This window comes from Devosia sp. 1566, from assembly GCF_004005995.1.
Lineage (GTDB): Bacteria > Pseudomonadota > Alphaproteobacteria > Rhizobiales > Devosiaceae > Devosia.
This window is the reverse complement of record NZ_CP034767.1, coordinates 894,090-912,260: the sequence shown is the minus strand read 5'-3', so window position 1 is coordinate 912,260 and position 18,171 is coordinate 894,090. Positions and strand designations below refer to the sequence as shown.

The following is an 18,171-nucleotide window of genomic DNA, read 5'->3' as shown; positions in this document are numbered from 1 at the left end:
ATCTATAGGGCTGCGGCTCGCTCGTACCAGGCCTGCGCTGCGGCCGAGACCTCGGCGCGCATTTCAGCAAGATCCAGCTCAAGCCGGCTGAAATCGGGGTAGTGGGTCAGTTGCGCTAGCAATTCCCGGAAGGCCCCATTCCAGCCTTCCTCCTTGAACGGGTCGAGCAAGGCAGAGCTCATCACCTGGATCACTTCCGAATAAAGCCCATGGATCTGGGCGAGCCGTGTGCCGCTGGGCAGCAAGCCAAGCTCGTCGAGCCGGGTCAGCACCTCCGCCGTGAGCGCCTGCGGCAAGCCCAGTTGGGAGCCGACCGACAGGAACCCTGACTGGGCGATGAACTCCAGGTCCACCAGTCCGCCCGCCGCGAGCTTAAGGTCAAATGGGTGGCGGGGTGGCCGTTCCTTGGCCAGCAACGCCCGCATCGAACGAACATCCTCAATGACCTTGGCGGTGTCACGCCGCGTTGCCAGCACCCGGGCCACGGCGTCGTTCATCTGTTCGCCGAAGGTGCCGTCGGCAAAGACTATGCGCGCGCGGCTGAGCGCGAGATGCTCCCAAGTCCAGGCATGTTCGAGCTGGTAATCCACAAAGCCGTGCAAGCTGGTGGCGAGCGGGCCGGCATTGCCGGAAGGGCGCAGGCGCATATCGGCCTGGTACAGCACGCCCTCTGCTGTCGGAGCGCTGATGGCGGCCACCAGCCGCTGGGTCAGCCGGGTGTAGTAATGGCTGGCACTGAGGGGTTTGTCGCCGTCCGATTCCACGTCGGGAGCATCATAAAGCATGATGAAATCGAGGTCGGAGGTGGCTGTCATCTCGCGGCTAGCCATTTTGCCGAAGGCTAGCAGCGCCACCCGGCCGTCACTGATGCGGCCGTGGCGGCGCTCGAACTCGACCTTAACCGTCGCGAAAAGGCGGTTCAGCAGGGTTTCGGCCAAGGCCGTGAACTGCTCACCTGCACCCTTCGCGCTCACTGTGCCCGAGAGCAAGCCCGCGGCAATCAGGAATCGCTGCTCCTGTCCGATGATCCTGGCGCGATCGATGCTCTCCTCATAGGAGCGAGCTTCAGCCATGAAGGCATCGACCTTGGAAATCAGCACGTCGCGATGTGTGACTTCGCTGGCAAATGCGGGGTCGATCAAGGCATCCATGACATGGGTGCGGTGGATCACCGCTTCGGCCATGCGGGGGGCCGAGGCCATCATTTGCACCAGCAAGGTGCGCAGATCGGCATGAGTGCGCAGCAAGGCAAAGAGCTGCACGCCCGTGGGTAGGCGGGACAGGAAGTTGTCGAACCGCGCCAGCGCCAGATCAGCATTGCCGGCAGCGCCAAGCGTCGACAACAGCGCTGGGAGCAGCTCGGTCAAATGGGCGCGGGCAGCCGCTGCACGCGTCGCAGGGTAGCTGCCGTAATGCCACTTGCGAACAGTTGCGATCGCGAGATGAGGGTCAGTGAAGCCGAGCTGCGATAGGGTTTCCAGCGTGCCCGGGTCATCATCGCTGCCGGTAAACACTAGGTTGCCTTCAGCACTACCCAGGCTCTCCCCTTCGGTGAATAGCTCGCCATAGTAGGAAGATACCAGCTCGAGTGCGGCACGATACTCGGCCTGAAACCGCAGCAGGCTGTCCTCTCCCATGAGCCGGGCAATGCTGGCCAGATCGTCAGCATTGGTCGGCATGGTATGGGTTTGTTCATCCCGCAGCATCTGCAGCCGGTTCTCCACGGCGCGCAAGAACCAATAGGTGTGGCTCAACTCTGAAGCGGCCGTGAGCGTGATCCAATTGGCATCGGCCAGCGCCGCGAGTGCGAGGACCGTAGGTTTGGCGCGCAGGCTCTTGTCGCGCCCGCCGGCAATCAGTTGTTGGGTTTGGGTGAAGAACTCGATCTCGCGGATTCCGCCGCGCCCGAGTTTGACGTTGTGACCTTCCACGCGGATCTCGCCAACGTTCTTGGCAATGTTGATCTGGCGTTTCATGGCTTGGATATCGGCAATGGTCGCGAAATCGAGATGCTTGCGCCAGATATAGGGCGCCAGTTCCTTGAGGAAACTGGCGCCAACTTCCCCATCGCCGGCGCAAGTTCGCGCCTTGATCCAGGCGGCCCGCTCCCAGTTCTGCCCGCGGCTTTCATAATAGGCGAGGGCCGCATCAACCGAGATCGCGACCGGGGTCGAACCCGGATCGGGCCGCAGCCGCAGGTCAGTGCGGAACACATAACCATCGGGCGTGCGATCTTCGATCAGTCCCATCAGCCGCTGCACAACGCGTGAATAGAACCTCGTCGCTTCGGCCGGCTCAGCGAGCACGCCTTTCTCCGGATCAAAAAACGCGACAATGTCGATGTCGGAAGAGTAGTTCAGTTCCTGTCCGCCATGCTTGCCCAGCGCGAAAAGGGCGAGGCCCGAATTGGCCGCCGTCGCTTCCTCGACTGGAATGTCCAGCAAGCCCCGGCCCGCAGCCTGGCGCATCAAGAGGTCCAGTGCGGCTTCAAGGGCAGCATCGGCAAGGTCGGACAGGGCAGCAGTGGTCTGTGCGGTGCTTAGAGCTCGCCCCGTTTCGGTAACCGCCGCCCACAAGGCGGTGCGCGCCTTGGCGCGACGCAGTATGGGCGCCAGCGCCGCTTCGTCGGCCGCGGTTCGCCCCGCCTCAGCGACATCATCAAGGATGGCATGAAACACTGAATTTGGCACTTGCCCCAGCGCCTGACCCAACCATCCCGCGTTGGCTTGGGCTAGACCCAAGAGATATGGCGCTGTTTCGAGCAAAGGGCCAAGGGCACTGGCAGCTAGTGCCAGCGGAACGCGCTCGGCCTCGGGAAGGCTGCCGAGCCATTCATCGAAGCGCGGCGTTGGCGTCGGGGGCAGTTGTTGGAGGGCAGTAGCCATAAACCTATGTGATATATGGGACGTTTCGCCGCGGCAAGCCGGTCCCCGTCACCCTGCAGGCAGGTCGATGATCGCCCGCGCCCCAGGAGCATTGTCGGCGAGTCGGAAGCTGCCGCCATGCAGGCGCGCCACCGCGTCCACCAGCGATAGCCCAAGCCCTGATCCCGGTTCCGACCGGCTTTTTTCCAATCGCACAAAGCGCTCGACAACGCGCAGCCTATCTTCCTCTGCAATGCCGGGACCATTATCGGCAACCTCGATCAGGACCCGCCCCCGTTCTTCGCGCAAACTGATGGTGATCCGCCCCTGCCCGCCCTGCTCGGGCTTGGCATATTTCAAAGCGTTCTCGAGCAGGTTGACCATAGCTTGCCCAATCAGTTCGCGATTGCCCTTCAGGCGAACGGATGGGGCAATTGCGGTTTCGACGGCAATTCCCTCGTCCTCGGCCACCGGGCCATAGAGCTCGGCCAGATCGGTCACGACGGCGCTGACATCGACCTCAGCGAATGCGCCCGATGGGGCACCCGCCTCCGCTCTGGCGATCATCAGAAGAGCGTTGAAGGTGCGGATCAGGCGATCGCTTTCTGCAATGGTGGTTTCGAGTGCCTGCTCGCGAGTCATGTCGCTTGCCCCGGGGCGCAGTGCCGCTTCTGCCTGATTGCGCAGGCGAGTAAGCGGGGTTTTTAGGTCGTGCGCGACGTTGTCGGTGACTTCCTTGAGGCCCTGCAGCAACTGCTCGATGCGGTCGAGCATGGCGTTGAGATTGGTGGCCAGCCCATCGAATTCGTCATTGCGCCGGGTGATCGGCACGCGCTCGGAGAGATTGCCCGACATGATCTTGGTCGAGGTATCGCGGATGGAATCGATACGCCGCAGCACTCTTCTGGCGGTGAGGCCCCCCGCCACCATGGAAAAGAAGATGATTCCGGCGACGCCTACGAGGAAACTTCGCACAATGATGGCCGAATAGCCCCGCCGTTCCAGCACGTCACGGCCAACCACCAGCCGCAGCCCGTTGCTGAGTTCAAGCGAACGCACCACAGCAACGCCCCGGCGGGGACCCGCATCGGACTGGCCGTCGTCCCCCAAGGGGCTGGCCCGTTCATAGTCGAAGCTGTAAACGCCCGGCTCCACCAGCACTCCCGCGGGAATTTGCACGACATTGCCCAACAGGTACTGGCCGGATGCGTCGCCCAGGAAGTATACGCCCGGGCCCGGCTGGCGCGACAGCCGGTCCACGGCTATGGCAAGGCCACGAAGCCCCTGGTTCGCATCGATCCGCTGGAACAAGCGCACTTCGCGATCGATATCATCAGCCTGCTGGCGCTGGATCTGCACGCTGGACTGCCAAGTAATAAAGCCCAGCAGCAGCACGGCAAACAGGATGAAGATCAGGATAAACGCGGCGGTCAACCGGACCGTGGAGGTGCGCCAGAGTTGGGCAAGACGGTGCACGCGCTACTCGCGGATCATGTAACCGGCGCCCCGCACCGTGTGGAGCAGTGGATTGGCATAGCCTTTGTCGATCTTGGCCCGCAGGCGCGACATATGCACATCGATGACATTGGTCTGTGGGTCGAAATGATAATCCCAGACATTTTCCAGCAGCATGGTGCGGGTCACCACCTTACCGGCATTTCTCATCAGGTATTCCAGTAGTCTGAATTCCCGCGGCTGGAGCAGGATAGATTCGCCATCCCGTTCCACCTTGCGTGACAGGCGGTCCAGCGTCAGGCCACTAACCTCATAGGTCGTGGCGGCTTCAGAGGGGCTCGAGCGGCGGGCAAGCACCTCAACCCGGGCCAGCAATTCGGTGAAGGCATAAGGCTTGGTCAGGTAGTCGTCGCCGCCCGCGCGCAGCCCGGTGACACGATCATCGACCTCGCCGAGTGCCGACAAGATCAATACGGGCGTATTGTCACCCTTGGCCCTTAGCGACTCAACAATGGAAAGACCGTCCCGGCGAGGCAGCATGCGATCAACGATCAGCACGTCGTATTCCATATCCGACGCCATGGCATGGCCGGTTTCCCCATCGGTGGCGTGGTGGGTCACGTGACCGGATTCATCAAGCGCCTGGATCAGGTAACTTGCTGCCTCACGATCGTCTTCAATCAGCAAAATCTTCACCGTGACGCTCCCGGCGCAGCGCTGAGAAAAGGGTCCCGGAGCGGCTGCCCCGGGACCGTAGCGGGTTTATTCGCTTAGTGGCAGACCGATGAAGCGGGCTTCACCATCACGGCTGGCCTTGACCAGGGCAGTATTGAGCCCGCGATCCTTGACGCCGGCAATGGCGGCTTGGAAATCCTCCACGGTTGCGACAGGCTTGTTGTCGACTTCAAGGATTGCATCGCCAACTGCAAAACCACGTTCCGCCGCAGGGCTTTCGGGATCAACCTCCTGGATCAGCAGACCGCCCGAGCCGTCACCATTGGGCACCAGGGTGAGGCCCTCGCTCGATTGCGCTGGCTGTTGCTCGGGAGTGGTTGGCGCCTGTTCGGTGTCGTTCTGGGCCGTTTCCTCGGTCAAGGTCTCGAGCTGGACGGAAAGCTTGGTTTCAGCGCCATCGCGCCAAATCGTCAGCTCAACCGTGGAGTCCGGAGCCTTGCCCGCAATCGTGCGGCTCAGGTCCAGTGCGTCGTCGATGGGCTCACCATCCACCTGGATGATGATGTCGCCCGAGCGAACGCCTGCCGGGGCGGCTGGACCATCGGGAGCGGCATCACGCACGATCGCCCCCGCAGCATTGGGGAGGCCCACGCTGTCCGCAATATCCTTGGTCACGTCCTGAATGGACACGCCCAGATAACCGCGGGTCACCGAACCGTCCTCGATCAACTGGCCGACAATGGTCTTGACCGTGGCTGCGGGAATGGCAAAGGCGATGCCGACATTGCCGCCATTGGGGGAGTAGATGGCGGTGTTGACGCCCACCACTTCGCCCCTGGTGTTAAAGGCAGGGCCGCCCGAGTTGCCGGTGTTGACGGCCGCGTCGATCTGCAGGAAATCGCCATAGCCGGAGCCTCCAATGTTGCGGCCCGAACCGGAGATCACGCCAACGGTCACGGTGCCGCCCAGACCAAAGGGATTGCCGACAGCAACCACCCAGTCGCCGACGCGGCTCGGCTCGCCTTCGAAGTTCACGAAGGGGAGGTCCGTACCCTCGATCTTGAGCACGGCAAGGTCGGTGCGCTCATCGGTGCCGACGATCTCGGCCGTTTGCTCGGTGCCGTCATCGAAAACGACGGTCACCTTGGTGGCATTTTCGACCACGTGATTGTTGGTAACGACATAGCCGTCACCCGAGATCACAAAGCCAGAACCCGCCGCCATATAGGGCCGCGGCCGCGGCATGTTTTCGGAGCCCTGCCCTCGACCATCAGACCCAAAGCGGTCGCTGAACTGGTCGAAGAAGTCACGGAATGGATGCCCTTCTGGCAGGTCCGGCATGTTGAAATTGAACTGACCGCCCCGCTGAGCTGCCTGGCCAGCCGCTTCGGCCTCAACCAGAATCGAAACCACCGCTGGCTTGACCGCTTCCACCAGGTCGGCAAAGCCCTGCTGCGGCTGCTCCACGGGTGGTACGATGATTTGTGCACTGTTTTGAACCTGGGCATTAGCTGCCTGGCCGGTCATCACGAAAGCGGTGGATACGCCGCCGACAGCTACCGTCAGTGCCAGGGCCGAGGCCCCGAGCCAACGCCGCGTCCGAGTAAGAATAGTTGAGCGCATTGGGATTCGTCTCCTTGGAAAGGCCGTTTCATAAGCCTGTGCGATACATATGGAATGCACCGCCTTTCGGCGACGTTGCGCTCGGATTAAACTTTCGTAAGGTGAGAGCTCGCTAACGCTCAGCTTTGGACTGCCGCAGGCGCTCCAGTGCTGCCACTTCATCATCAGTAAGATCGCCGCCCTGCCCGGCGCCCCCGTGTCGGCGAGCAGCAAGCCAGACTCCGGCCGTGCCCACCAGCAGCAGCAGCGGCCCGGCTGCCCACAATAGCAGCGTATGGGCGCCAAAGCGCGGGGCCAGTAGCACATATTCACCATAGCGATCGACAACGAACTGCCGCACCGCCTCGTCGCTGTCCCCCGCCACCAGACGCTCACGCACGAGAAGCCGCAAGTCCCGGGCGAGGTCGGCATCGCTGTCGTCAATGGATTGGTTCTGGCATACGAGGCACCGCAGGCCCGCCGAGATGTCGCGGGCCCGGCTCTCCAGCGCCTGGTCGGGTAGAATCTCATCCGGCCCTACCGCAGCTGCGGGCAGTGCCAGCAGCAATCCACACAGCATCATGAGCACACGCAACCAACTCATTCGGCTGGCTCCGGCACTGCCTTGGCAGTACGGCGTGGAGCCCCGATGCGCTGGCGGCGATCGGACAAGGACAAGACCCCTGCCCCAGCCATCAGCACGGCCCCCAGCCAGATCAGGGTGATGTAAGGCTTGTGCCAGATCCGAACCACATGCGTGTTGTCCAGCGGCTCACCCAGCTGCAGATAAAGCTGGGAGAACCCATAGGTGCCGATCGCTGCTTCCGTGGTGGTCATGCCGCTGGCGCCATAGATCCGCCGCTCGGCCACCAGCGGCCGGGTGCCGCCATTGGGGGCAGTGATGGTGAAATGCCCCTGCTCGGCGCGGTAGTTTGGACCCGCTAGCTCGGCGAACTCGTCGAAGCCGACCTTGTAGCCGGACAGTTCGGCGGTTTCGCCCGGGTCAAGGGTGGTGACGAGTTCCGTCTGCCAAGCGGATGTCGCCACGATGCCCAGCACGGTCACGCCAACCCCGAAATGCGCGATGGCTGTTGACCAGGCCGAACGCGGCAGTCCTACCAGTCGCCGCACGCTTTCGCGCAGCGGGATGCGTCCGATCCGCCCGCGGTCGACCAGCTCGGCGACGGCCCCGAAAGCCACCCAGAAACCAAGCAGCAGCCCAAGCGGGGCTAGCGAGATTGAGCGGCCGCTCAGGGAAGCAACCAGGATGGTGACAAAAATCGCTAGTGCCCCGGCGCCCAGCAAGCGCTGTGCGGCGTTCACCACATCGGCCCGTTTCCAGGCCAGCAGCGGCCCGAAAGGCAGGATCAGCAGGAGCGGCGACATCAATGCACCAAAGGTCAGGTTGAAGAAGGGGGCACCCACGGAAATGGTTGTGCCGCCAAGCGCATCAAGCACCAATGGATAAAGCGTGCCGACGAGAATGGCACCCACTGCCGTCGCAAGGAACAGATTGTTGAGGATCAGCGCGCCTTCGCGACTCACCGGCGCAAACAGCCCACCTTGGCGCAGCGTCGAAGCACGCAGCGCAAAGAGCGTGAATGCGGCACCGATCACAACAGCCAGCAGCGTCAGGATCACCAGCCCCCGGGTGGGATCGCTGGCAAAGGTATGCACCGATGTCAGAATGCCCGAGCGCACCAGGAAGGTGCCAAGCAGTGACAGGGAAAAGGTGATGATGGACAAAAAGATCGTCCAGATCTTGAGCGCGTTGCGCTTCTCCATCACCAGCGCGGAATGCAGCAGCGCCGTGCCAGCGAGCCAGGGCATGAAGCTGGCATTTTCCACCGGGTCCCAAAACCACCAGCCACCCCAACCCAGCTCGTAATAGGCCCAGTAGGAGCCCATGGCGATGCCCAAGGTCAAAAAGGTCCAGCTGAGCATGGTCCAGGGCCGCACCCAGCGGGCCCAGGCCTGGTCAATGCGGCCCGAAATCAACGCCGCAACCGCAAAGGAAAAGCAGATCGAAAAGCCCACATAGCCGGCGTAGAGCAGCGGCGGATGAATGGCGAGCCCAACATCCTGCAGCACCGGGTTGAGGTCGCGGCCCTGCAACGGCGCGGGCACCATCCGCACGAAGGGGTTGGAGGTAAAGAGCGTAAAGCCCCCGAAGGCGGCGGCCAACAGACTTTGCGTAGCCAGCACCAGCGCCAGTAGGTCGGGCGGCAACCCCCGGCCGAAGGCAGCGACGAGAGCGCCAAACAGCACAAGGATCAGGATCCAGAGGACCATGGAGCCTTCATGATTGCCCCATACCCCTGAAATCTTGAACAAGAGCGGCTTGAGCGAATGGGAGTTGTTGACCGCCAGTGCCAATGAGAAATCGGAGCTGACGAAGGCCTGGATCAGGGCTGCAAAGGCCACTGCCACCAGCACGAACTGCAGCACTGCCCCCTGGCTCAACACCAGCGCCAGCCGCTCTCCGCCCGGACGCAACGCAAAGCCGCCCACCGCCGAAACGGTGGCGATGGCAAAGGCAAGTATTAGCGCGAAATGTCCGAGTTCAATCGCCATCAGTTTGCGACCGCTGGTTCGGGTCGCCACTCGCCCTGTTTTTTGAGCGCTTCGACCACTTCCTTGGGAACATAATTCTCGTCGTGCTTGGCCAGAACATTGCTGGCCTTGAAGGTGCCATCGGGTCCAAGGCTGCCCTCGGCGACCACGCCCTGCCCTTCCCGGAACAGATCGGGCAAGATGCCAGTATAGTTGGCGGCAATCTCGTTCTGGTTATCGGTTACCACAAAGCTATTGTTCTGCCCGTCCCGCACCCAACTGCCTTCCTTGACTAGACCACCCACGCGGATCGCTTGGCCTGGCTGCACCTGCCGGGCAACAATATCGGACGGCGCATAGAAAAAGACGATCTGGTCGCGCAATGCGACCAGCACCAGGGTGGTTGCGAGCGCGACCACAACAGCCAGCCCCCCAATCACCGCGAGCCGCTTCTGCTTGCGACTCCAGCCTTTTTTGCGCAGGGTTGCGGACACTGTCATCGCGTGGCTCCCGGTGTTGTCAGCCCGGCATCCAGGGCAATAGTGTCGAGTTGGCCACGATCAAAGGCTTGCGGATAAGCCGCTACTGCCGCGTCATAGGCGCTCTGGGCCGCCTCGCGGTCCTCCAGCACCAGATAGGCGCGCACCAACTGCGTCCACTCTTCGGGCGAACCGCCATCGGCGTTCAGTCGCGCGGCCAAGCCGGAAACCATTTGCCCGATCATCTCCGATTGAGCGGGCTCGGCCGGAGCTTGTCCGCCGTTCAACGCTACTGCCAGCCCCTGCTGGGCCGCCGGCAGCCACCCTTCGCCGCCTTGCGACAATGCAAGCGCTTCGCGCCAAGCCGCCACAGCTTCCTCGTACTTGGCCGTGCGGGTGAGTTCGGCCGCAAGATAAAGTCGCGAAAGCACATGGTTGGGATCGCTCGCCGCGGCCGCTCGCAGCAGTTGCATCGATTCTGCCGACCCCGCGCCGTCAGCCTGCAGGATCAGCACCTCGGCTAGCTTGGTTTGCACATCGGGCGTTGCTCCGCCTAACTCAAGAACGCGCCGATAGGCCCGCTCCGCATCTTCCAACCGGCCAAGATCAACATAGGCGGGCGCAATCACGGTCCAGCCCCGCAGATCGTCGGGCCGCTGGGCGAGTTGTGCTTCAATGCGCGCGACTGCAGCGTTGATATCGACTGGCTCCGCTACCGGCGCAGCGCGCCCAGCCAGTGGCTGGCTAGGCAGGTTGGGACTCCCTAGAAATCCATAGGTCCCCAGCGAAATTGCAGCGATTGCCCCGAGCCCGAGCAACAAGGGAGTGCGGGTCAGCTCGCCCCTGCCAGCTGCAGGGCGGCGGGCCTCGTTCTCTGCGCGCAGCACTTCGCGCGCCAGTTCCGCCCTGGCGCCTGCCGCTTCGGCAGCGCCGAGCAGACCGGAAGCCTCATCGGCCTCAATGCGCGCCAGAACTGTGGCAAAGTGTGAATCGGCTGCGGCGAATTGGGGCCGCGTCGCGTTGACCCTGTGACCTGCCCCTGCGTAAAACAGCGCAGCGCAGGCAATGGCAGTAACGGCAGTGGCGATGAACCAGAAAAGCATGGGCCCTGGATGCTTGGCGCCGGCACGCGGCACGGGAGAGTCATCTATAAGCGCACTGTGGCGAAAAACCACCAAAACACGCAGGCTTGAGGGGGACGGTTTGCCACAGGCTCTGGCTGGTGACCGCCAATGATCGCGACACAATTCGACATTGCCGTCGTGGGCTCGACCCCTTTGGCCATGCTGTTGGCCGGCCTGCTGGCGGGTCAACATCGGCGCCGCGTGATCCAGGTCGGCGAACGACAGTCCGGCCTGCGCCTGCCGCGGGGCTTTGACCTTTCGGCGGGTGCCCTGACCCGGCCAGAAACATGGGCGCTGCTCGACCAAACCGTGCCCGAAACCCTTCGGACGATCAGCAAGGCAGCCGGGCGCGAAAGCTGGTCGCGCGCCAATCCGCTGTTCATCAGCGAAGAGCCCGAAGGGGTGGCGGCGCTCGACCATATCCGGCACATAGCGCAGGGTTTTGGCCACGAGGTCGAGCCGGTGCCCCTTTCGAGCTTGCGTGGCAGCCAGCAAGGCTGGATCTTGCGCGACGTCGCCCTGCTGCACCGGCCGGGGCTGCAGCCGGGCCTTGCGAGCTGGGGGGCCGCGCAAGGGGTGGCCTATCTCGAGGCATCGTTGGCGCATATCTCCGTTGACGGGGATGGCGGAGGCACCCTGTGGAGCGAGGAGTGGCAGGCGCGGGCGAATCATCTTGTCCTTGCCGATGATGAAGCCATTTTGGGCAATGTGCCGCCTGCCGAGCTTGCGACCTTCGCGGCTTTGCGTCCGCGCGCTACCCTGCTGCTCCGGGCGCTGCCGCAACTTGCGGCGCCGCTGGTGCTTCAACTGGATCGAGACATGGTTGTGGTGCAAACAGCCGGTGGGGGCGTTTCGGGAGTAGGCGACGGCGGAGTTGATGAGCTTGCCCCGTCCCTGCGCCAGGTCACCGGCCCACAATCGGGCTGGGTACAGGTAGGCCAGGCCCGCTACCATGCTGTCGCTGGCCCCGATAGCGCTCCGCTGGTCGGTCGCATCAGCCAAACAGGACCCACCATCCTGGCAGGGCTTGGCACCGCGGGCGCGTTCCTCGCTCCAGCATTCGCGCGCTGGCTAGCCGGCGTGGCGAGGCCCCAGGAAGCAAGCTGGATCGAGGCCCGCACCCCGGCGCGCTCGACGCAAAGCTCGGTGGTGACGGAGTTTGGTGCTGCTGCTTTGGAGGCGACGTCTTGAGCCAACAACCCAACAGGCTCGACCCTGCAGGCGGCCACGGTTTTGCCGGTACCCAGATCGATCGAAGCCGCCCTCTGCAGTTCCAGCTCAACGGATATGAGGTGGAGGGCTTTGAAGGCGACACTGTGCTCAGCGCGGCCCTCGCGAGTGGCATTGAGGCGATAGGCCGCTTGGGCGGACGCCCTTTGGGGCTTGGCCCGCGCTTTGCTCCTGCCGTTTCGGTTATCAGTTCCACGGGCTCGCGCGGGCCGGCCGTGCCGATGCAGCAGGCGCCTGCGGTCAATGGCGCCGAGATGGTCACCGATCCCGCAGGGCCCTCAGGCACGTCACCGCTCGGCAGGGTTCGTCGCCTGCTCGGCCCTTCCCGCTCGCTGGACCTGCAGCTGGATCGCCTGGACGCCTTGCCCGAAGCCTGGCGCAATCAGGGTCCCACGCCTGCTGCCCCGTCTGATCTCATTGTGGTGGGCGGTGGGGTCGCGGGGATGACGGCGGCACTGACGGGCCTGGTTCTGGGCCTTGGCGTCACCTTGGTGGAATCATCGCCTTGTCTTGGCGGTTCGGCGCGCCTGTTTGGCACGCAAGAGGGCGAGGAAACTCCCGACGAGAGCATTTCCCGGCTTGTCGCGGCCATTCAGCAAACCGGCAAAATCCGCATTGTCACCCGCGCCCAAGCCTTTGCCGCAGCACCAGGCCTGGTACGGGCGCATGTGGTGGAGGAGGATGGGGGGAGTTGGACCAGCCAGGTGCTGGATTTTGCGGCTCCGCACATCGTGCTGGCCACCGGAACAATTGAACGCCTGCCGATCTTTTCGGGCAACCGGCTGCCTGGCGTCATGACAACGCTTGACGCGTTTGAACTTGCGCACCGCTACGGGGTTTGGCCGGGCCAGTCGGCCCTGGTGGCGACCGTCAGCAATGCAGCTTATCGCTTGGCCATGCTGGCCAGCGATGCCGGCATAACAGTGCGCCGCACGCTTGACGCGCGCCCGCAGCCGCAATCGCGCTTCATTGAATTCTGCAAGGCCTATGGCATCACCATGGCGCCGGGCACCCTGCTCGGGAGCATTGAGCCGGGCGAACGCGAGCGCGGTTTGCGCGCGGTGCCCCAACTCGCCCTTGGCGATTTGGGCCGGCAAGAGGCTCCCTTTGCCGTTGAACGTGTCTTGGTCTGCGGCGGCTTCCAGCCAGATCTGGGCCTTTGGCACATGGCGGGCGGGGCCAGCAGCTGGGATGGAACCACCGCGCGCCTCGTGCCCAAGGGCACCTTGCCCGGCATCGCGCTTGCAGGTGCGGCAGGCGGATATCTCAGCCGGCAGGCTTGCATGATGAGTGGCGCCGATGCTGTTTATGCGCTGACCGGGCAGCAGCGCCCCAAGGTGGAAGAGCGCCTGATCGACCCCTTGTATGAAACCCCCGATGCGCCAACGCCTATCTCGCTGCAAGCCGCAGCCCTGCCGGACAAGGCTTTCTTGAGCGAAAGTGGGCTGCATGTGGTTGCGCCTGCCGCTGACTCCGCCACCGGCATTTTGCGAGGCTGGTTCCTGCATCGTCCCCGCTCTGAGGGGAGCTTGGCCGATGCCCAGTCTCTTGGCGTGGCGGAAGTCGCGGCCGCGGTGCAGCTCGGAACAATTCCAGCTGAAAGCGCTGGCCACGTCGCCCAAGAGCGCGCAGCGGTGATTCCTTTGGGGGACGCCACACCAGCAGCGCCACCTGGTCGGCAGAGCCAGGCTGGACTGGTACCACCATTCCTTGCCGGGCGCTTTGGCAACGACCCCAAGCTCTGGCTAGTGGCCCCGGGCGAAGCTCGGGCGCTGGATCGGGGCGCCTTGATCCACCTCGCCTCGGACCGGAGCGATCCGCGGAACGCCATCGGCGTTGTCGTGGCCGCACTCGATGGCGGCGCCATCGCCCTGATCGGCAAGCCAGGGGCGCAAGTCGGTGAGTGGGCGAGCCTGCGCGATCACGGCGGGGCCATCCCCATCCGCCTTGTCGCGCCCTATCGCGACGACATGGATCTAGCTGCGGCGCTCGGCCGTGGCACGGGCGCGGCGTAGCGTTTCGGCATAGGCAGGATTGAAACGCACCTGCGCCATGGTGATGGCGCCATCCAGCCGCGCGGCAATGATGGGGTTAGGCGGATCTGTCTGCAGCAGTTCAAGATTGTGCTTGCAGTGCAGCTCAAGCGCTTCGCCCGATTGCGCCCAAACCTGATCGAAAAGCGCGTTGACCGCCAGCGACTCCCGACAGGCGCGGATTGCCGCGACGAGATAGATCCCATTGATCGCCGCCAGCATGCGATCGGCATCTGAGCGATCCGCCCCCGACCGGGCGCGTCGCAGGGCAGAGTTCAGGTCCGGCACCACGTCGCGCAGCCGGTCTTCGACCCGCTCGGATGCTAGCTTGACAATGCCGTTCAGTATCCCGCTCCAGCGACTGGCCCGGGCAAATTCGATATTGGCGGTTAAGGCCCGGAGCAAGCGGTGGTAGCGCTCAAGACGCTGACACGCCAGATCCATGTCGGCGAACCCGCTTTGCGGCTGCAGGCCCAGCGCCTGCTGCTGGGCATGGGCGAACGAGGCTTCCACCAGCGGGGCAAACCCCGCCTGGCTGAGACGCGCCTCGCCTGCCCCGCCCGCGGCCTTGATCGCTGCCAACACCATTCGCGCTGGATTGCTGATCCCGGTGAGGATGGCGTGAAACAGCAGCGCCGCAAGCGGCGGATCGGCGAGCGGCAGCGCCCCAAGGGCCCTCCCCATCGCCCCATCATCGCTGATGGCGTTGATCGCCTGACCTAGCGCGTGCGCCTTGCCGAGCAGCGGCCAGCCCCCCAAGCCTGTCAGCACCAGGGGCAGCGCCGCCAAACCAGCCTCGCCGCCCAACTGCGCTCCAAGGCGGCGGGCCGCTTCGGGGTCGCGCGCCGCTGCCGTCATCGCAGCGCGGATGCGGTCAGCTACCACAGCCACTACAGCCAGGAACTCGTCAGCTCCGTAGGGCTGTCCATCAAGCGCAGCGAGCGGGATCAGGTCGGGACAAAGGTCGCGAACAACAAAGCGCCATATCGTGCTGGCGTCTTGCCGCGCAATGCAACTTGATGACGCAAAGGCCAGCCGATGCTCAACCAGTACCGGATCGAGCAGGCCGCCAAAAACGGGCGCCGGCATGACCGCGTCGCCGCCCAATCGCGATGGCGGGGCAGTGGGGTCGGTGCGCAAAGCAGCTTGGGCCATGAAACGGGCGTGCATTGGAGGAATGACCCTCCAATGCTAACCGCGTTCGGTAAACAATCCCTGCTGCACCGACGCGATCAGGCCGCGCCGCGCTCGACGACCCAGTTACCGTTCTGCTCGCGGCAGGCTGTGCCCTTGCGGGTATAGTCCTGCCCGCCGATCTTGACGGAGTGAGTGAAGTCGCGGCAATCGAGGTTGTTGACCCGCACATAGGGGCCTACGCTCACCGCACCGGTTGCACCCTTGTCGCCCGCCCACTGGCGTGGCGCGCCGGGGCGCCCGAACTGTAGCGCATAGAACTGGGCGCTGTTGGCTTCTGCCGAATCCTTTGAGGACATCAGGGCCAGCGCTGCCGGATCCACAAAGCCATTGGCAATGCTGGTGGTTAGCATCGCCTGCTGGGTAGTCTGCGCCGGGCTTGGCGTCGTTGGCGCGGCGATTACTGGCGCCTGGACAATGGGGGCTGTTTGCACCGCCTGGGTCGTGGTTCCGGTGCTCGAACAAGCGGCAAGGCTCGACAGCAATAACGGCAGTACCAGGAATGCTAAACGGTTCATCTGCGGGCTCTCGCGAAGGGGTAAGTGCTTGTTGGGACGCAATGTGGCGGAAATGCGTCAGCCTTTGGCAGCACTCGAGGAGCGCACCGTCGGCAACCGCAGTTCTGCCAGCAACCCGCCCAGCGCCGAACGCTTGAGCTGCAGGCTGCCGCCATACACATCAACCAGTTCCTTGACGATATCCAGCCCTAGCCCGCTTCCCGGCGTCTTCTCGTCCAATCTGACGCCGCGGCGCAACACTTTCTGAGCATCCTCCTCGGACAGGCCGGGGCCGTTGTCCTCGATGCGGATCAACAGGCTCGTAGCGGTGTCGCCCTGCTCGCTGGCCAGCCGAACCCGCACCTCCCCCTTTGACCACTTGCAGGCATTATCCAGCAGATTGCCCGTGATCTCCTCGAGATCGGCTTCGTCGCCGCGGAACCACGGGACTGCCCCACCGGGCGGATCGTAGCGCACATCGATATTGGGGTGGATCTTGCCCATCACCCGCGTCAACCGCAACAGGACGGCCGCCGGGTCGGCCCGCTTGCCAACCACCGAGGTGCGCGCCGCCAGTCGCGCCCGGTCGAGATAAGTGGCCACGAGGCCGCTCATCTTGTCGGTTTGGGCGAGCACCACATCGGCCAGCGCGCCTTGGCGAGTTTCGGCCTCGTTGCGCAACACGGCAATAGGGGTCTTGAGCCCGTGCGCTAGGTTGCCCACCTGATTGCGGGCGCGCTCGATAATCTGCGTATTGGAGCGCAGCAATTCGTTGACCTCTTCGGCCAGGGGCGCGATTTCAACCGGATAAGTGCCGGTCACCGCTCCGCTCTCGCCAGAGCGCACGGCCTCGATCGACTGGCTCAGGCGCGCAATCGGGCGCATGGCAATGCGCGCCACAATGGCGCTCATGATCGCCAGCATTACGCCGACCGCGCCCAGCACGACAAAGGCCTGGCCGCGAAATTCATCCACCAGCTGTAAGATTTCGCTGAGATTGCCGGTCACCACCACCTGGTAAGTGGTCGGGGCAAGTGTAATCGTGCGCTCCACCACCCGCATATTGGTGCCAAAGGCGTCATCCATCACCGCCGTGCGGCGGCCCAGCGCATTGGGCGGGCCCATCATCACCGGCAGATCGATACCCACCACGGAGGTCGAGAGATTGTACAGGGTGCCGTTGGCATCGCGAATTACCCAGTACCAGCCCGAGCGGGGCCGATCAAAGCGGGGATCGGCCAGGGAAATGGCGTTGCTGGTCGGATCACCTGATTCCAGCAAGGCGCCGGCCAGGCTTTCCAGATGGAAATCGAGCGTGTCCGATAGGCTAGTGTCGAGCGCGCGCGAATACAGGTCGGACAGCAAAAAGCCCGTCGCGACCAGCGCCACAACCAGCCAGCCGGCCGACAGCCAGAACAACGACGCCGTTATCGAGCCCTTGCGCTTCAGCGTTGCCGCAGCAGTGCTCACCCACTAGTCCTCGGCGATCTGATAACCCAGTCCTCGCACGGTCTGGATGCAATCCTCCGGCAGCTTCTTGCGCAGCCGCCCCACAAACACTTCGATCGTGTTGCTGTCGCGGTCGAAGTCCTGATCATAAAGGTGCTCGGTCAATTCGGTACGCGAGATCACCTTGCCCTTGTGGTGCATCAGATAGCTTAGCAGCCGCAATTCATGGCTGGTGAGCTTGACCGCCTGCCCATCCACAGTTACCCGCCCTGAACGCACATCGAGCCGCACCGGCCCAGCGGTGATTTCGTTGGAGGCCAGCCCGGCCGCCCGGCGCACCAGCGCTCGCAGCCGCGCCAGCACTTCTTCCATATGGAAGGGCTTGGCCACATAGTCGTCGGCACCCGCATCGATGCCCTGCACCTTGTCGCTCCAGCGATCGCGCGCCGTCAGCAGCAATACCGGCATGGTCTTGCCCCCGCGCCGCCAGCTTTCCAGCACCGAGAGTCCGTCCATCTGTGGCAGGCCGATATCGAGTACCACGGCGTCGTAGGGCTCGGTATCGCCGAGATAATGACCTTCCTCGCCGTCAAAGGCGACATCCACCGCATAGCCTGCGTCAGTCAGCGCTTCCTTGAGCTGGCGATTGAGACTGGTGTCGTCCTCGACCACTAAAATTCGCATGGAGTGCCCCTAATGCTGCCGTTACTGCGCTGATACAACCAGGTTCTGCGCGGCGCCATCGGGACTGAGCACACCGATGACATAAACCAGCCTGCCGCCCTGGTCGCAGACCTGCACACTCAGGATTTCGGCATTACGGTCAACCCCGGCCGAGGCGAGCACGGCATTGAGCGACATGATCTGCCCGCTCGAAACCGCCTCCTGGATCTCGCGCTTATCAAGGCACGCCTGGGCGCTGGCCGGACCCACCCAGGCAAGCGCAAGCACAACAGCTAAAGCAAGGGCGGCGGACATGGGTGGTTTGGGACTCATGGTTCTCATAACGCCACCTT

General features: G+C 63.7%; 15 protein-coding genes. 2 read left to right on the top strand and 13 right to left on the bottom strand.

What is annotated here, in order from left to right; genetic code table 11:
- Positions 1-2 precede the first annotated feature (2 nt).
- The 8 genes from ELX51_RS04455 to ccmI all read right to left on the bottom strand — a co-directional run bounded on the left by ELX51_RS04455 (position 3) and on the right by ccmI (position 10,731).
- Positions 3-2,885, bottom strand: coding sequence for a bifunctional [glutamine synthetase] adenylyltransferase/[glutamine synthetase]-adenylyl-L-tyrosine phosphorylase (locus tag ELX51_RS04455; protein ID WP_127752389.1), 2,883 nt, complete (start codon positions 2,883-2,885; stop codon positions 3-5).
- Between the two features lie 48 nt (positions 2,886-2,933).
- The gene (locus tag ELX51_RS04450) at positions 2,934-4,340 is read right to left on the bottom strand and encodes an ATP-binding protein (protein WP_127752388.1); all 1,407 of its coding nucleotides are present in this window, start codon (positions 4,338-4,340) and stop codon (positions 2,934-2,936) included.
- A gap of 3 nt (positions 4,341-4,343) precedes the next feature.
- Positions 4,344-5,015 (bottom strand): response regulator transcription factor, encoded by a 672-nt coding sequence (locus tag ELX51_RS04445; RefSeq protein ID WP_127752387.1) that lies wholly within the window; start codon positions 5,013-5,015, stop codon positions 4,344-4,346.
- Between the two features lie 66 nt (positions 5,016-5,081).
- Positions 5,082-6,617 carry a Do family serine endopeptidase gene (locus tag ELX51_RS04440; RefSeq protein ID WP_127752386.1) on the bottom strand — a complete coding sequence of 512 codons (1,536 nt, stop codon included), beginning with the start codon at positions 6,615-6,617 and terminating at the stop codon, positions 5,082-5,084.
- A gap of 112 nt (positions 6,618-6,729) precedes the next feature.
- Positions 6,730-7,200 carry a cytochrome c-type biogenesis protein gene (locus ELX51_RS04435; RefSeq protein ID WP_127752385.1) on the bottom strand — a complete coding sequence of 157 codons (471 nt, stop codon included), beginning with the start codon at positions 7,198-7,200 and terminating at the stop codon, positions 6,730-6,732.
- Positions 7,197-9,170 carry a heme lyase CcmF/NrfE family subunit gene (locus tag ELX51_RS04430; RefSeq protein ID WP_127752384.1) on the bottom strand — a complete coding sequence of 658 codons (1,974 nt, stop codon included), beginning with the start codon at positions 9,168-9,170 and terminating at the stop codon, positions 7,197-7,199. The genes ELX51_RS04435 and ELX51_RS04430 overlap by 4 nt, the downstream gene beginning before the upstream one ends.
- Positions 9,170-9,649, bottom strand: a complete 480-nt coding sequence (gene ccmE, locus ELX51_RS04425) for a cytochrome c maturation protein CcmE (protein ID WP_127752383.1) — start codon at positions 9,647-9,649, stop codon at positions 9,170-9,172. Before ccmE ends, ELX51_RS04430 begins: the two co-directional genes overlap by 1 nt.
- Positions 9,646-10,731, bottom strand: a complete 1,086-nt coding sequence (gene ccmI, locus ELX51_RS19945) for a c-type cytochrome biogenesis protein CcmI (protein WP_164854751.1) — start codon at positions 10,729-10,731, stop codon at positions 9,646-9,648. The genes ccmE and ccmI overlap by 4 nt, the downstream gene beginning before the upstream one ends.
- A gap of 129 nt (positions 10,732-10,860) precedes the next feature.
- Here ccmI and ELX51_RS19940 point away from each other — a divergent pair, with 129 nt between their 5' ends.
- Positions 10,861-11,943 carry a hypothetical protein gene (locus ELX51_RS19940; RefSeq protein WP_164854750.1) on the top strand — a complete coding sequence of 361 codons (1,083 nt, stop codon included), beginning with the start codon at positions 10,861-10,863 and terminating at the stop codon, positions 11,941-11,943.
- Complete coding sequence (locus ELX51_RS04415; RefSeq protein ID WP_127752381.1) at positions 11,940-13,997, top strand: FAD-dependent oxidoreductase; 2,058 nt, start codon at positions 11,940-11,942, stop codon at positions 13,995-13,997. Before ELX51_RS19940 ends, ELX51_RS04415 begins: the two co-directional genes overlap by 4 nt.
- Here the strand turns inward: ELX51_RS04415 and ELX51_RS04410 are convergent.
- From ELX51_RS04410 to ELX51_RS04390, 5 genes are all read right to left on the bottom strand, one after another.
- The gene (locus tag ELX51_RS04410; protein WP_127752380.1) at positions 13,959-15,170 is read right to left on the bottom strand and encodes a hypothetical protein; all 1,212 of its coding nucleotides are present in this window, start codon (positions 15,168-15,170) and stop codon (positions 13,959-13,961) included. The genes ELX51_RS04415 and ELX51_RS04410 overlap by 39 nt on opposite strands.
- A gap of 77 nt (positions 15,171-15,247) precedes the next feature.
- Complete coding sequence (locus ELX51_RS04405) at positions 15,248-15,727, bottom strand: hypothetical protein (protein WP_127752379.1); 480 nt, start codon at positions 15,725-15,727, stop codon at positions 15,248-15,250.
- A gap of 57 nt (positions 15,728-15,784) precedes the next feature.
- Positions 15,785-17,176 carry a HAMP domain-containing sensor histidine kinase gene (locus ELX51_RS04400; RefSeq protein WP_127752378.1) on the bottom strand — a complete coding sequence of 464 codons (1,392 nt, stop codon included), beginning with the start codon at positions 17,174-17,176 and terminating at the stop codon, positions 15,785-15,787.
- A gap of 3 nt (positions 17,177-17,179) precedes the next feature.
- Positions 17,180-17,839: a response regulator transcription factor gene (locus ELX51_RS04395; protein ID WP_127752377.1), complete on the bottom strand. Its 660-nt coding sequence runs from the start codon at positions 17,837-17,839 to the stop codon at positions 17,180-17,182.
- Between the two features lie 21 nt (positions 17,840-17,860).
- Complete coding sequence (locus ELX51_RS04390) at positions 17,861-18,160, bottom strand: hypothetical protein (protein WP_127752376.1); 300 nt, start codon at positions 18,158-18,160, stop codon at positions 17,861-17,863.
- Between the last annotated feature and the right edge of the window lie 11 nt (positions 18,161-18,171).

Excerpts from the sequence above, each read along its gene's own strand:
- ELX51_RS04395 (WP_127752377.1), bottom strand. The coding sequence starts at position 17,839 with ATGCGAATTTTAGTGGTCGAGGACGACACCAGTCTCAATCGCCAGCTC.
- ELX51_RS04440 (WP_127752386.1), bottom strand. The coding sequence starts at position 6,617 with ATGCGCTCAACTATTCTTACTCGGACGCGGCGTTGGCTCGGGGCCTCG.
- ccmE (WP_127752383.1), bottom strand. The coding sequence starts at position 9,649 with ATGACAGTGTCCGCAACCCTGCGCAAAAAAGGCTGGAGTCGCAAGCAG.
- ccmI (WP_164854751.1), bottom strand. The coding sequence starts at position 10,731 with ATGCTTTTCTGGTTCATCGCCACTGCCGTTACTGCCATTGCCTGCGCT.
- ELX51_RS04405 (WP_127752379.1), bottom strand. The coding sequence starts at position 15,727 with ATGAACCGTTTAGCATTCCTGGTACTGCCGTTATTGCTGTCGAGCCTT.
- ELX51_RS04410 (WP_127752380.1), bottom strand. The coding sequence starts at position 15,170 with ATGGCCCAAGCTGCTTTGCGCACCGACCCCACTGCCCCGCCATCGCGA.
- ELX51_RS19940 (WP_164854750.1), top strand. The coding sequence starts at position 10,861 with ATGATCGCGACACAATTCGACATTGCCGTCGTGGGCTCGACCCCTTTG.
- ELX51_RS04390 (WP_127752376.1), bottom strand. The coding sequence starts at position 18,160 with ATGAGAACCATGAGTCCCAAACCACCCATGTCCGCCGCCCTTGCTTTA.
- ELX51_RS04435 (WP_127752385.1), bottom strand. The coding sequence starts at position 7,200 with ATGAGTTGGTTGCGTGTGCTCATGATGCTGTGTGGATTGCTGCTGGCA.
- ELX51_RS04455 (WP_127752389.1), bottom strand. The coding sequence starts at position 2,885 with ATGGCTACTGCCCTCCAACAACTGCCCCCGACGCCAACGCCGCGCTTC.
- ELX51_RS04430 (WP_127752384.1), bottom strand. The coding sequence starts at position 9,170 with ATGGCGATTGAACTCGGACATTTCGCGCTAATACTTGCCTTTGCCATC.